This window comes from Microbacterium terrisoli, from assembly GCF_030866805.1.
GTDB lineage: Bacteria > Actinomycetota > Actinomycetes > Actinomycetales > Microbacteriaceae > Microbacterium > Microbacterium terrisoli.
The window spans coordinates 453069-467727 of the sequence record NZ_CP133019.1; the positions used below are offsets into that span (position 1 = coordinate 453069).

The window sequence follows — 14659 nt, forward strand, 5'->3', positions numbered from 1 at the left end:
ATGCCGGGCGAAGGGGGGGGATGCCGGGGCCAGGGGAGGGGCGGGGAGGGCGGGCGCGTCGGGCGAAGGCGGTCAGCCGACGCCGATCAGCACGACCGCCGCGATCGCGCCCACGAGGCCCACCACCTGCAGGCGCGCCCACCGCTCCTTCTCGATGAAGCGGGCCATCAGTACGGTGACGGCGGGGTAGAGCGCGGTGATCACCGCGACCACGGCGAGCTGGCCGAATCCGGTGGCGAACAGGTACGCGAGGGCGGCAAGCCCACCGAGCACGCCCGACAGCAGGCCCGGGCGCAGCGACGGCTCCCACGCCTCCCGCGCGGGGCGACGCCCGGGCGGAAGAGCAGCGGCGACCACGACGACCACTGACACGGCCTGAGTGGGCACGAGCGGCCAGGCTCCGGCATCCGTGCCTGCCTGCGCCAGGGCGATGAACAGCACAGCGAACCCGACGCCGGCGATGATCCCTTCGGCCACGCCGCTGTGCTGTGCGCGTCCGTCGGCGCCGGGATGCAGCGACACGAGCAGCGCCGCAGGCACGGCGACGGCGACACCGACCCATGACAGCCATGGCAGACGGTCGCCGAGGAATGCCCCGACCACGACCGGCAAGGCGGCGGTGAGCACACCCGACAGCGGGGCGACCACGCTCATCCGCGCGGTGGCAAGACCGCGATACAGGGCGAGGGTTCCGATGCCGCTGCCGATTCCCGCGGCGGCACCCCACCACAGGGCGCTCGCGGTTGGCGCGGGCGCGGCGGCCACCAGCACCGCCACGACGGCGGCCACCAGTGTCAGCGGTTGGGCGATGATGGCGACCGCGCCGGCGTCTCCGCGGCGCCCGCCGATCCCGGCTGCGAAATCGGACGTGCCGTAGCAGACGGCGGCGACCAGGCTCAGCAGCACCCCCACCCGGCGAGCTTATCGGTCCGGCGGCACCGCGCCCGGTTCACAACTCAACCAATCCGTCGGGGTGCGTGCGCATCTGCCGCGTGTTTCCGTGGCTGTGCGCCGGTGCATGAGTTGTGAACACACCAATCGGCGGCCGGACGGTGTTCGAGCGCTGAGTACCCCGTCGGCGCAGCCCATCCTCGTTTGAGGCGAGGGGATCTCACGAAACGAGGGCCGAAAGTGCGATTCCGGTCCTCGCTCGGTGAGATCTCCTCGCCTGGAGCGAGGGCGGTCAGGGCGAGAGGCCGGGCCATTCGTCGGGTCACGGGGCTCTCGCCCGGCGACCCGGGCGCACTCAGGCGATGTAGACCTTGCGCAGCGTCTCGCGGACGGTCCACACCGTGCGCATGCCCTCGGTCAGCCGCACGATCACGCCGGGGCGCAGCTCGACCGGCGGCAGCGCCGGCTCGGTGAACTCGAGCAGGCCCGATCCCGCCACCACGACGAACACCTCATCCGACTCGACGTCGGTCGAGGTTCCGGGGGAGTGCTCCCACACGCCGATCGTGCGCCGGTCGGCCTCGTCGAGCTCGACGAAGCCCGCCCGCGGCGACCCGGCGCGCACCTGTGCCGCCTCGATCGGTTCGTCGTCGATGACGAGGGATGCCGCGACCACGGCGGCTCCGGCATCCAATCTCATGAGTCGAACCCCAATCCGACCGCATCCAGCGTCTTCAGCAGCAGGTTGCGTCGGCCCTCGTTGTGATCGGCGCGATTCAGCGACCAGCGCGTCGCGTTGATCCCCATCGCGGCCGCCGGCTCGGGCGGGAAGGGCAGCGGGCGCTTGCGCACCATCTCAAGCGACGTGCGCTCGTTCTCGACGCCGTCGAGCAGGTCGAGCATGACCTCCGCGGCGAAGCGGGTCGAGCCGACGCCGAGGCCGGTGAAGCCGGCGGCGTAGGCGACACGACCCCTGCGGGCGGTGCCGAAGAACGCCGTGAACTGGGTGCTGGTGTCGATGGCTCCCGCCCACTGGTGCGAGAAGCGCAGACCCTGCAGCTGCGGGAACGTCGTGAAGAAGTGGTTCGCGAGAGTGCGCCACGTCTCGGGCCGGTTCTCGTACTCGCTGCGCACCTTGCGGCCGTAGTGGTAGACGGCGTCGTAGCCGCCGAACAGGATCCGGTTGTCTTTCGTGATGCGGTAGTAGTGGAACTGGTTGGCCATGTCGCCCAGGCCCTGCCGGTTCTGCCAGCCGATCGAGGCGAGCTGCTCGGCGCTGAGCGGCTCGGTCATCAGCACGTAGTCGTACACCGGCACGGTCATGAGGCGGTTGCGCTTGATCAGCGACGGGAACACGTTCGTGGCCAGCACCGCGCGCCCGGCGCTGACCCGCCCCTGCTCGGTGACGACCTCGACGGCGCCGGTGGCGCTGTCGGTGCGCAGGTCGCGCACGCGCGAGCGCTCGAAGATCCGCACTCCGCGCTCTTCGATGACGCGGGCCAGCTCGGCGGCGAGCCGCGCGGGGTGCAGCATGCCGCAGCCGTTCTTGTCCCACACGCCGGCCAGGAACGTGGGCGAATCGACCTCGGCGCGCACGGCATCCTGGTCGAGATAGACCAGGTCTTCGAGCTCGGATGCCTCGCCCACCCACTCCTGCAGCCACTCGACCTGGTGCTGCTCGACGGCCGGCGCCAGCTCGCCGGTGCGCTCGAAGTGGAAGTCCATGCCGTAGGTCGCCTCGGACGCTTCGATCGCGTCGAGGTTCGCAAGGCCGAGCCGGTCGAGCGTGGGCATCTCATCGGGCCAGCGCGACAGGCCGTTCTCGCGCCCATGCGTGAGGCTGGCCTCGCAGAAGCCGCCGTTGCGGCCGGATGCCGCCCAGCCGACGCGCTGCGCCTCCAGCAGCACGATGTGCGCGCCGGGCATGCGCTCGGTCGCCAGCAGCGCCGTCCACAGCCCGGTGTAGCCGCCGCCGACGATCACGAGGTCGGCGCTGAGCGCGGTGGTCAGAGGCGCGCGGTCGGGCGCGAGCTCCGCCGGCAGGTCGTCGCGCCAGAAGACGGCGTGCGCCGTGCCCTCGAGCGCATGATCGACGACCGCGGCGGCGGGACGGTTCCGTTCGAAGACGGTGGTTCCCACGGGTATCACTTCCTGTTCATGGTTCTCGGACGGGCGCGAGCGCGGCTACGGTGCCGCGTACACCCGCTCGCCCTCGACGAAGGTCTGCTGCACCGCGGTCGCACCGATCTCGTCCGCGGGCCCGTCGAACGGGTCACGGTCGAGCACGACGAGGTCGGCGAGCTTACCGACCTCGATGGTTCCGGTCGTGGCATCCAGGTGGTTCACCCAGGCCGACCCGGCTGTGTAGGCGACCAGCGATGTGCCCAGGTCGATCGCCTGCTCGGGCAGGAAGGCGTCGTCGTCGCCCTCCGCATAGCCGGGCGCGGCCGTGCGGTTCACGGCGGTGTGGATCGCCGCGAGCGGGTTGGGGCTGGACACCGACCAGTCGCTGCCGGCGGCAAGCACCGCACCCGCGCGCAGCAGGTCGCCGAACGGGTACTGCCAGGCAGCGCGCTGCGGTCCCAGGAACGGCAGCGTGAGCTCGACCATCTGCGGCTCGAGCGTCGCCCACAGCGACTGCATGTTCGCGACGACGCCGAGGTCGCGAAAGCGCGGGATGTCGTCGGGGTGGACCACCTGCAGGTGGGCGATGTGATGCCGGTTGTCGCTGCGCCCGTTGCGCCGCACGGCGTGGGCGACGGCATCCAGGCACTGTCGCACGGCCCGGTCGCCGATCGCATGGAAGTGGACTTGGAAGCCGAGTGCGTCCAGCCGAGGCACCGCCTCGTCGAGCATCTCGGGAGCGACGAACGAGATCCCCGAGTTGTCGGTCGGATGGCCGTGCCCGTCGTGGTAGGGCTCGAGCATCGAGGCCGTGAAGTTCTCGGCGACGCCGTCCTGCATGATCTTCACGCTCGTGGCGGCGAACCGGCCGGCACGGTAGCGGTCCCGTCGCTCCAGCAGCGACGGGATCTGCTCGAGACCGGCGGTGCGATCCCACCAGAGAGCCCCGACCACGCGGGCGGTCAGGCGCCCGTCGGCGCCGGCCGTGACATACGCCGGGCCCGGGTCGCCGGCGTCGCCGTACGATCCGATGATCGCGTCCTGCCAGGCGGTGATGCCGTACGAGTGCAGGTAGCGCTGCCCCTGCAGGAGTGCCTCGACCAGGCGTTCGGGCGACTCGACCGGCAGCAGCCGGTTCACGAGCGTCATCGCTCCTTCGTGCAGCGTGCCGGTCGGGATGCCTTCGGCGTCGCGCTCGATGCGACCGTCGGCCGGGTCAGGGGTGTCGCCGTCGATGCCGGCCAGCCGCAGCGCCGTCGAATTCACCCACGCGCCATGTCCGTCGCGGTTCGGCAGGAACGCGGGTCGATCGAGGACGACGGCGTCGAGCGCGGCGGCTGTGGGCGTGCCGCCGGGGAACGCCGACATCGCCCAGCCTCCGCCGAGCACCCACTGGTGGTCCGGATGCGACGCGGCGTACTCGCCGATCGCCGTGAGGTACTCGCGCTCGGTGTCATACGGTGACAGGTCGCATCGCAGCATGTCGAGCCCGCCCCACATCGCGTGCACGTGGGCGTCCTGGAACCCGGGCGCCAGCATCCTGCCGCGCAGGTCGACCACCTCGGTGCGCGGGCCGATGAGGTCGTCGACGTCGTGACCGACGGCGATGATGTGCCCGCCCGAGACGGCCACGGCGCTCGCACGGGAGCGCACGGTGGTCGCGGTGAAGACGGAGCCGCCGGTGAAGACGAGGTCGGCGTGGCCCATCGTGATCCCTCCGGCCCTTCCGCGGCCCTGGACGGCCGCCCGGCTGCATACCGGGTGCCCCCGAGTCAAGCCCGCTTGCCTCCGGCACGCAACCGAGCGGCGGCCGAAACGGACGAATCCGCCCGGGGGCGGATCGGGACCGCACAGTCTGTCCGGTCGTCGCCGGCTGTCGACACGGGGTCAGCGCTGGCAGCGCGGGCACCAGAACACCATGCGCTCGCGAGTGGGGTCGGCACCCAGGTCCATCCGGCGGATGAGAGTGCCGCAGCGTCGGCACGGGCGGTTCTGCCGCCCGTACACCCAGCGTTCGTACCCGCGCCGGCTGTCGCCGGTGAAGGTGCGGATCGTCCGATCGCGGTTGGCGCGCAGCATCCGCGCTCCCGTCTCGACGAGCGCCGCCGTGTCGGTCTCGTGCGCCGGCGTCGTGGGAAGGATGCCGCGCACGAACAGCAGCTCGTTCGCATACTCGTTGCCGAGCCCGGCGAGGTTGCGCTGGTCCAGCAGCGCGACGTGCACCTCCCTCGTGTCGGCGGCCAGTCGCTGGGCCGCCTCACCCGGATCCCAGTCGGGCTGCAGCGGGTCCGGCCCGAGGTGGCCGATCAGCGTCTGCTCGTCGGCGGTGCGCACGACGGCGATCTCGGCAAGATCGAAGCCGACCGTCTCGACGCCGTCGGCGCACACGATGGCCCGCGCAGTGTGCGCGGGGCGCGGCCAGCGGGCCCCGGGCCGCAGCACTGCCCAGCTGCCCTCCATCTTCAGGTGCGAGTGCAGGGTCCACTCGCCGATGCGGTGCAGGATGTGCTTGCCGCGCGGCACGACCTCGCGGACGGTCTGTCCGCCCAGGTCGACCAGGGCCTCGCGGGGCACGCGCAGCTCGAATCGCGTGACTTCGCGCCCGGCCAGGGCCGCATGCAGCCGTGCCGCGGTCTGCCAGACGGTGTCGCCCTCAGGCATGGGCGGCCTTGCGCAGGGTGAGCCCCCGCGTGGACTCGACGAAGCCTGCCGCCCGCAGTGCGCGGCCCAGGGCGCTGCCGAACACGACCTGGCCGTTGACCTGCTGGATGGTGAGAGTGTCGAGCCTGCGCGTGCGAGAGGTCTCGGCGAGGCTGCGGCATCCTGCCCCCAGCACCTCGTCGTCGTCGCTGAAAGCCAGCGCGGTCTTGCCGCCGCGTTCGAGGTACAGCGACAGCGCACCGTCCACCAGCACGACCAGGGCACCGGCCTTGCGGCCCGGCCGGTGCGTGCTGCCCTCCAGCGCCGGCCAGCCCAGGGCGGCCCCGTAGGGGTTCGCGGGGTCGGTGGCGGCGAGCGTGATCGCGTCGCGCGGCGGAGGATCGGTGAGCCCGGCGAACTCGCGCAGCCGGTCGACGGTGGCGGAGGCGGCGAACTGCGCGGCGCCGAGCTTCTCGATCACGTAGCCGCGGCGGGCGTGTCCTGCCTCTTCGAACCCCGCCAAGATGCGGTACACCTGGGCGAACCCGCCCGGGGTCTGCTCAGCCTGCACCGAGCCGCGGGTGACGACGCCGTAGCGGTCCAGGAGCAGGCTCGCGTTGGCGGTCGCCCGGACCGCCGGGTCGTCTTCGGGATCGGGCAGCAGCGACCAGCGCCCGCCGATCGCCGGCGGCCGTGGCGGTGCGGCCGGACGCGCGAGCGACATGCCGCGATACATGCGAGCGCGCGGCGTGCGCCGCGTGATCTTGTGCGCCTGCGAGCCGCCGGCCAGGAGCGTGCGGATCGGTGCGAACGTGTCGTTGGTGACGCGCCCGGCCCAGGTCAGCGCCCACAGCGCCTCGATCACCGACTGCTCGTTCTCGGCGTCGGCCAGCGCGCGCAGCCGACCCGCGAAGTACGCACCCCCGGCGCCCAGGATGTTCACGAGCCGCTGCTGAAGCGAGTCGGGTGCGAGCTCGCCCTCGGGTTCGGGAAGGGTGAGGGATGCCGCATCCGCCGGGTGCAGCGCGATCCAGCCGTCGCGGCCGGGCAGAGCGCCGTGTCCGGACCAGACGACCTCGCCGGTCGCCGTCAGCTCGTCGAGCATGCCCGGCGTGTAATCGCGCACCCGCGTGGGCAGGATCAGCGACTCCCAGGCGCTGGCGGGGATCGGCACACCCGCGAGCTGCTCGATGACGGCGGCCACGCCGTCGATGCCCTCCAGCGGTCTGGTCAGGTGCTGCCAGGTCGGCAGGAACCGCGCGAAGGCCTGCGGCGGGACCGGCTCGACACTGCCGCGGATCGCCGCGAGACTTCGCATGCGCAGACGCCGCAGAACTTCGGCGTCACACCACTCGGTCTCGTCGGCGTCGGCGGCCGCCACGGGCAGGAAGAAGCCGCTCGCCAGCCGCCCCTGGCCCTCGAGCCGTTGCAGGGTGTGCCGGGCCACGGCGACCCCGATGCCCAGCCGATCGGCGACGGAGACCGCGCGGAACGGGCCGTGCGTGCGCGCGTAGCGCGCGACCAGATCGCCGAGCGGGTCGGCGACGGGTTCAAGGAACGCTGTGGGGATGCCGACCGGCAGCGCCGCCCCCAGCGCGTCGCGCAGGCGCCCGGCGTCTTCGATGGCCGCGGTGCGCGTGAGGCCGCCGATCGTGATCGGGATCGCCCGATGCGCTGCGATGAGCTCGTCGAGGTGCCCGGCCGCGCGCCCGGCGATCACATCGTCGTCGGCGCTCTTTCCAACCGGAGGAGAATCAGCCGAGATGAGGAGATGCGGTCTCGAATCCTCCTCGTCTCGGCTGATCGTCCTCGTCTCGGCGGTGTCTGCGGCGTCGGCGTGATCGCCCGCGTCGTCCTGCAGGCGCGCGGCGACCTCGTCGGCGTCGAGCGGGCCGAGCAGCCGCAGCAGGTCGGCCACCCCCTCCAGGCCGCGCGCGCGGCGTTCGGGGTCGAGGCGCTGCGCTTCGCGCTCGAACTGCGCGATCACGTCGGGGTCGAGCAGTTCGCGCATCTCGACCTTGCCCAGCAGCTCGCTCAGCAGCGCCGGGTCGACCGACAGCGCTGCGGCCCGGCGTTCGGCCAAGGGTGAATCGCCCTCGTACATGAACGCGCCGACATATCCGAACAGCAGGTCGCGGGCATACGGGGACGGCTGGTTCGTCGTCACCTCCACGAGACGGATGCGGCGCTCGCCGATGCCGCGGATCACCCGCAGCAGTGCGGGCAGGTCGTAGACGTCCTGCAGCACCTCGCGCAGGGTCTCGAGGATGATCGGAAAGGTCGGGTACCTCCGGGCGACCTCCAGCAGCTGGGCCGCACGCTGCCGCTGCTGCCAGAGGGGGCTGCGTCGCCCGGGATTCAGTCTGGGCATCAGCAGCGCACGGGCCGCGCACTCGCGGAACCGGGACGCGAACAGCGCGGATCCCCCGACTTCGTCGGTGACGATCTGGTCGATCTCGTCGGGCTCGAACACGAACAGCTCGGCACCGGGCGGTTCGGCGGTGGCATCCGGGATCCGCGCGATGATGCCGTCGTCGCTGGCGACCGCCGATCCGTCCACGCCCAGCCGCTCGCGGATGCGGGCGTTCACCGCCAGCGCCCAGGGCGCGTGCACCTGCATGCCATAGGGAGAATGCAGGATGACGCGCCAGTCGCCGACCTCGTCGCGTGAGCGCTCGACCGTCAGCGACGTGTCGGTGGGCAGCGTGCCGGTCGCCTCGCGCTGCTCGGACAGATAGGCCAGCAGATTCGCCCGGGCCCGGGCATCCAGCCCCGATTCGGCCAGCCGCGCTTCGGCCTTCTCTCGCGGGGCGACCGCGACGTCCCTCGCGAATCGTCCCAGCGCCTCGCCGAGCTCGGCGGGTCTGCCGATGCCGTCACCGTGCCAGAACGGCACTTTGCCGGGCTGACCGAACGCGGGCACGACGTTGACGCGGTCGTGCGTGATCTCCACGATGCGCCAGCTCGTGGTGCCGAGGGTGAACACATCGTTCACCCTCGACTCGTAGACCATCTCCTCGTCGAGCTCGCCCACGCGCGCGCCGACCTTCTCGCCTGCGACGAACACGCCGAACAGACCGCGGTCGGGGATCGTGCCGCCGCTGGTGACGGCGATGCGCTGCGAGCCGGGGCGACCGGTGAGGATGCCGGCATCCCGATCCCACACGACCCGCGGGCGCAGTTCGGCGAACTCGTCGGACGGGAAGCGCCCCGCCAGAAGGTCGAGCGTGGCCTCATATGCCGATCGCGGCATAGTACGGAACGGCGCGCTGCGTCGGACCGTCTCGTACCAGCCCTCGACGTCGATCGGAGCCAGAGCGCATGCGGCGATCGTCTGCTGCGCGAGGATGTCCAGCGGATTCTGCGGTACCGCGATCGCTTCGATCTGCCCGGCGAGCATGCGCTCGGTGACCACGGCGGTGTGCAGCACGTCGCTGCGATGCTTGGGAAACAGGTCTGCCTTGCTGACCTCGCCGACCTGGTGCCCGGCGCGGCCGATCCGCTGCAGCCCCGAAGCGGCGGAGGGCGGAGCCTCGACCTGGATCACGAGGTCGACCGCCCCCATGTCGATGCCCAGTTCGAGGCTGCTGGTGGCCACCACGCACCGCAGGACGCCGCTCTTGAGCTCGTCTTCGACGATGGCCCGCTGCTCTTTCGAGACCGAACCGTGGTGGGCCTTGGCCAGCACCGGCGTGCTCGCGTCCGGCGGGGCCGGGTCGGGCGAGTTCAGGCCGAGTCGCTCGGCGTAGATCTCGTTGAGCCTGCCGGTCAGGCGCTCGGCGAGGCGCCGCGAATTGGCGAACACGATCGTGGAGCGCTTCTGCAGCACGCGGTCCACGATCGCCTCTTCGACGTGCGGCCAGATCGACCCGGTCATCTCGGTGTTCTCACTCTGCCCGGACGGCGAGGCGAACCAGTCGTCGTCGGCTGCGGCATCCCCTGCCGCACCCGGCACGGGCCCTGCCCCGTGTCCCGGGGCCGGAGGCGGGTTCTGCATGTCGTCCACCGGCACGACCACACTCAACTCGAACGTCTTCGAAGCACGCGGCGCGACGATCTCGACCGGCGCCGCGCCGCCGAGGAAGCGCGCGACCTCGTCGATCGGCCGCACCGTCGCCGACAGGCCGATGCGCTGCGCGGGCCGCTCGAGCAGATCGTCGAGTCGTTCCAGGCTCAGCGCCAGATGCGCTCCGCGCTTGGTGGCCGCGACCGCGTGCACCTCGTCCACGATCACCGTGTCGACGCCGCGCAGGGTCTGGGCAGCCTGACTCGTGAGCATGAGGTACAGGGACTCGGGCGTCGTGATGAGGATGTCGGGCGGGTGGGTCAGCAGCTTTCGGCGGTCGGATGCCGGGGTGTCACCGGAGCGGACCCCCACGGTGACCTCGGGCACCGGCACGCCCAGTCGGCGCGCCTGCTGGGCGATGCCGATCAGGGGGGAGCGCAGGTTGCGCTCCACGTCGACGCCGAGGGCCTTCAGCGGGGAGATGTAGAGGACGCGCGTGCGGTGCGTCGCGGTCCGGGGGGTCGCCGCGTCGGCCGCGGCATCCTGATCGTGGAAGACCCGGTCGATCGCCCAGAGGAACGCCGCGAGCGTCTTGCCCGAGCCGGTCGGGGCGACCACGAGCGCGTGTCTGCCGCTCGCGATGGCCGCCCAGGCCCCTCGCTGCGCATCGGTCGGACTCGCGAAGGCGCCGCCGAACCACTCCCGCGTCGCGGCACCGAAGCGGTCCATCACGCCATGCCCAGAATCTGCCGAGGGGTGGTTCACTCCTCCATCTTTACTGTGTTCGCCGACATCCGGGATAAGCTGGAGCTTCTTTGCCACGTGCAACCGAGTGGGGAAGGGGGCAGGTGATGAGCCTGACAGGACCCGTGTGGATGACTCCGGCCGCTTTTGCGGCCCTCGAGGCCGAGCTTGCCGAGCTCACGGCCAAAGCCGACGACGCAGATCAGGCCCGCGTGCTCGAGCTGCGCGAGCTGATCCGCAATGCCGAGGTCGGCACCAAGCCCGACGACGGTCTGGTCGAGGCCGGCATGCGCATCACGGTGAAGTTCCATTCGGACGATTCTGTCGAGACGTTCCTGCTGGGCAGCCGCGATCTCGCGCAGGTCGACGACGACATCGACGTGTATTCGCCGACCTCGCCGCTGGGCTCGGCGATCGACGGGCACCACGTGGGCGACGAGGTGAGCTTCACGGCTCCGAACGGCGCGACCCTCACCGTGACGATCGTCTCGGCGACGCCCTTCGCCTGACGGCCGCCTCACCAGCGCTTCCTCCGCGGCCGCGCCGACGCCGACCCGCCGACGCCGGCGTTCTTGTAGACTCGCCGTGACCGGCCGCGGCGTGTGCCGCCGGCGGGCCCGGCCGCCCGACGACGGGCGACCCACGGAAGGGTGCTGCATCCGCGGCGGCCTCCGCCGACTCGCGTCTCTGGGGAGGACGACGTTGGCTGCATCAGAGCTGGGGCTCGAGCAGTGGCCCGAGGGCGTTGCTGCCCAATTGCTGAACCTGTCCGTGGATCTCACGTGCGTCGCGGGATTCGACGGATACTTCCGGGAGCTCTCCGAGGGGTGGATGCCGCTGCTCGGCCGGCCGATGTCGGTGCTGACCTCTCGTCCGCTGCTGGAGTTCGTGCACCCCGACGACGTCGACAGCACCGCCGCGGCGCTCGACGAGGCCCGTCGGGGCGGTGAGGTCACCTGCTTCGAGAACCGGTTCGTCGCAGCCGACGGCACGAACCGATGGCTGCAGTGGACGGCCGTCGGTGTGCCCGCCGAGCAGGGCTTCCGTGCCGTCGCGCGCGATCTCACCCCCCAGCGCGAGGCCGAGCTGGCGGTGGGCGAGAGCGAGCAGCGCTACCTCGACCTCATCCAGTCCTCGTACGACATCGTGCAGTCCATCGCCCCCGACGGCCACTTCATGTTCGTCAACCGCGCGTGGCACGAGCATCTGGGCTACACCGAGGAGGAGCTGGCAGGCCTGACCCTGTTCGACATCGTCGTCGAGGCCGACTATGCGCACTGCTCGATGCTGATCGCCCGGCTCATGCAAGGAGAGTCGTTCGACCACGTCGAGGTGACCTTCATCGCCAAGGGCGGACGCACGTTCCCCGTCGAGGGCAACGCCACCGGACGCTTCCGCGACGGCGAGTACGTCGCCACACACACGTTCTTCCGCGACGTCACCGACGTGAGGAAGGCCGAAGCGCTGACCGCCGCCTACCAGCACGAACTCGAGCACGACGTCGCGGAGCGCTCCGCCGCTCTGGTGCGCAGCGAGAAGCTGGCGACACTGGGACGCCTGAGCGCGGGCATGGCGCACGAGCTGAACAACCCGGCCGCTGCGGCGCGGCGCGGCGCGGCGCAGCTGCAAGAGGCGGTGACCCGCACCTACACGGCGCTGACGGCGCTGGCGGCCGAAGAGTTCGACGCCGACGCCGTGACGCGACTGGGCGAGCTCATCCGGTCGGCCGCCGCCGGGGCGTCGTCGGTGACGACGCTGGACCCGCTGATTCGCAGCGACCGCGAAGAACAGGTCGAGCAATGGCTGCATGCCCGAGGCGTCGCCGATTCGTGGTCGTTGGCGGGGTCTCTCGTGGCGCAGGAGCTCGACCCCGATGCACTCGACCGTGTTGCGGCATCCTTCCCGCCGTCGGCGCTGCCGGCGGTGCTGACCGCACTGGCGGACTCCTATTCGACCGCCGCGATCCTGGAGCAGATCGGGCACGGGGCCCAGCGCATCTCGCAGATCGTCGGGGCGCTCAAGGACTACAGCTACATGGATCGCGCGCCGGTGCAGGATGTCGACGTGCACGACGGCCTGAACAGCACGCTGGTCATGCTGCAGTCCAAGCTCAAGAGCGGGATTGTGGTCGAGCGACAGTACGGGCCGGATCTGCCGCACATCGAGGCGCCGGGCAGCGAACTCAACCAAGTGTGGACGAACCTCATCGACAACGCGATCGATGCCATGGGCGGCACGGGTCGGCTGGTGATCCGCACCGAGGCGGCCGGCGACGGCGTCGCGGTCGAGATCGAAGACGACGGCCCGGGCATCCCCTCCGGGGTGGTCGACAGGGTGTTCGATCCGTTCTTCACCACGAAGGGCCCCGGCCGGGGCACCGGGCTGGGGCTGAACATCACGTTCAACATCGTGCGCGGCTGCGGCGGAACGATCGACGTCGATTCGCGGCCGGGACGAACCGTCTTCCGCGTACGGCTGCCGTTGCGCCTGGAAGCCGACAGAACACAGGATGCCGCAGCCGAAGGAGACCCGTCATGAGCGCCGCCGCCCCGGCATCCGGACCGACCGCCCGTCGTCGTCCCGTGATCCTGGCCGTCGATGACGACCAGGCGGTGCTGGCCGCCGTCCGGGCCGATCTGCGCGGACGCTACGGCCATGACCACCGCGTGATCGCCGTCGACGGCGGCGCACAGGCCATCACCACGCTCGGGCAGATGGCCGTGCGCGGCGATGAGGTCGCCGTCGTGGTCTGCGATCAGCGGATGCCCGACATCACCGGCGTCGACGTGCTGCGCGAGGCGTCTCGCCTGTTCGAGGGGGTGCGCACCGTGCTGCTGACGGCGTATGCCGATACGGACGTCGCGATCGATGCGATCAACGATCTGCACCTGGACTACTACATCCTCAAGCCGTGGGACCCGCCCGAGGAGCGGCTGTTCCCCGTCATCGACGATCTGCTGGGCGACTGGCACGCGGCCCACCCGCCGATCCAGCAGCTGACCCGCGTTGTGGGAAGTCGCTGGTCGCAGGCCACGCACCTGGTGCGGGACTTCCTGCAGCGCAGTCAGATCCCGATGGTGTGGCTGGATGTCGACACCGACAAGCAGGCGCGGATGCTGCGCAGCGCCGCCGGCGACGGCGAGCTGCCCCTGGTGATCACGCCCGACGGAACGCAGCTGTCGGCCCCCGGCATCCCGGAACTGGCCGCCGCCCTCGGCCACCCCGCTCCCTCCGACGCGCAGACCTTCGACCTCGCGATCGTGGGCGCAGGGCCGGCAGGTCTTGCAGCGGCCGTGTACGGCGCCAGCGAGGGGCTGCGCACAGTGTGCATCGAGCAGATGGTCGCCGGTGGGCAGGCCGGGCAGTCCTCGCGCATCGAGAACTATCTCGGGTTTCCCAACGGCATCGCCGGGGCCGACCTCGCCCGACGCGCCCTCACCCAGGCGCGACGCTTCCTGGTCGATGTGATGGCTCCGCAGACCGTGGCGGCGGTGGACGTGTCGGGCCCGTACCCGCAACTGACACTGGCCGGCGGGCAGACGGTCAGCTGCGGTGCGCTGATCCTGGCGTGCGGCGTGTCGTACCGCAGCCTCGACGTGCCCGGCAGCGACCGGTTCGAGGGGCGGGGCGTGTACTACGGCGCGGCGCTCAGCGAGCGCGACACCGTCGCGGGTGAAGACATCATCGTGGTGGGCGGGGCGAACTCGGCCGGCCAGGCAGCGGTCTTCTTCTCGGCATTCGCCCGGTCGGTGACCATTCTGTGCCGCGCCACCCAGCTGGGTGCCAAGATGTCGCAGTACCTGGTCGACCAGATCGCCGTGCTGCCGAACGTCACCGTCGAATGCGGCACCGTCGTGCGCGAAGTCGCGGGCGCCGACCATCTCGAGCAGGTGACGGTGGATGCCGTTTCGGGCGGCGACGAGCGCATCCTGGCGGCCACCTCCCTGTTCGTGTTCATCGGCGCCTCGCCGCGCACCGACTGGTTGCCGCCGCAGATCGTGCGCGACGAGCGCGGATTCGTGGTGACCGGCTCTGGGTTGGGCACCCAGCGTCACCGCACGGCGGACGGCGAGCGCGACCCGTTCCTCTACGAGACGAGCGTGGCGCGCGTGTTCGCCGTCGGCGACGTGCGCGCACAGTCCGTCAAGCGCGTGGCCTCGGCCGTGGGTGAGGGGTCGGTGGCGGTGCAGTTCGTGCACCGCGTGCTGCACGAGTGAGTCCCGCGGAGGGCCTCGTGCAGCACGCGGTGGGTAC

The 14659-nt window shown here is 71.2% G+C and carries 9 protein-coding genes; 3 read left to right on the plus strand and 6 right to left on the minus strand.

Going from position 1 to position 14659, the window contains the following annotated elements; all coding sequences use genetic code 11:
- Nucleotides 1-72: 72 nt before the first annotated feature.
- The 6 genes from QU603_RS02005 to QU603_RS02030 all read right to left on the minus strand — a co-directional run bounded on the left by QU603_RS02005 (nucleotide 73) and on the right by QU603_RS02030 (nucleotide 10390).
- Nucleotides 73-912 carry an EamA family transporter gene (locus QU603_RS02005; protein ID WP_308492836.1) on the minus strand — a complete coding sequence of 280 codons (840 nt, stop codon included), beginning with the start codon at nucleotides 910-912 and terminating at the stop codon, nucleotides 73-75.
- 334 nt (nucleotides 913-1246) lie between these two features.
- Nucleotides 1247-1591, minus strand: coding sequence for a cupin domain-containing protein (locus tag QU603_RS02010; protein WP_308492837.1), 345 nt, complete (start codon nucleotides 1589-1591; stop codon nucleotides 1247-1249).
- A complete protein-coding gene (locus tag QU603_RS02015; RefSeq protein ID WP_308492838.1) occupies nucleotides 1588-3030 on the minus strand; it encodes an NAD(P)/FAD-dependent oxidoreductase in 1443 nt (480 codons plus the stop codon). Before QU603_RS02015 ends, QU603_RS02010 begins: the two co-directional genes overlap by 4 nt.
- A 45-nt stretch (nucleotides 3031-3075) precedes the next feature.
- A complete protein-coding gene (locus tag QU603_RS02020; RefSeq protein ID WP_308492839.1) occupies nucleotides 3076-4722 on the minus strand; it encodes an amidohydrolase in 1647 nt (548 codons plus the stop codon).
- 180 nt (nucleotides 4723-4902) lie between these two features.
- A complete protein-coding gene (locus tag QU603_RS02025) occupies nucleotides 4903-5676 on the minus strand; it encodes a DNA-formamidopyrimidine glycosylase family protein (RefSeq protein ID WP_308492840.1) in 774 nt (257 codons plus the stop codon).
- Nucleotides 5669-10390, minus strand: coding sequence for an Lhr family ATP-dependent helicase (locus tag QU603_RS02030; RefSeq protein WP_308493913.1), 4722 nt, complete (start codon nucleotides 10388-10390; stop codon nucleotides 5669-5671). Before QU603_RS02030 ends, QU603_RS02025 begins: the two co-directional genes overlap by 8 nt.
- Nucleotides 10391-10512: 122 nt before the next feature.
- Here QU603_RS02030 and QU603_RS02035 point away from each other — a divergent pair, with 122 nt between their 5' ends.
- The 3 genes from QU603_RS02035 (at nucleotide 10513) to QU603_RS02045 (ending at nucleotide 14622) form a co-directional block, all read left to right on the plus strand.
- Nucleotides 10513-10914 carry a GreA/GreB family elongation factor gene (locus QU603_RS02035; protein ID WP_308492841.1) on the plus strand — a complete coding sequence of 134 codons (402 nt, stop codon included), beginning with the start codon at nucleotides 10513-10515 and terminating at the stop codon, nucleotides 10912-10914.
- 193 nt (nucleotides 10915-11107) lie between these two features.
- A complete protein-coding gene (locus tag QU603_RS02040) occupies nucleotides 11108-12943 on the plus strand; it encodes a PAS domain S-box protein (RefSeq protein ID WP_308492842.1) in 1836 nt (611 codons plus the stop codon).
- Nucleotides 12940-14622 carry an NAD(P)/FAD-dependent oxidoreductase gene (locus QU603_RS02045; RefSeq protein ID WP_308492843.1) on the plus strand — a complete coding sequence of 561 codons (1683 nt, stop codon included), beginning with the start codon at nucleotides 12940-12942 and terminating at the stop codon, nucleotides 14620-14622. The genes QU603_RS02040 and QU603_RS02045 overlap by 4 nt, the downstream gene beginning before the upstream one ends.
- Nucleotides 14623-14659 lie beyond the last annotated feature (37 nt).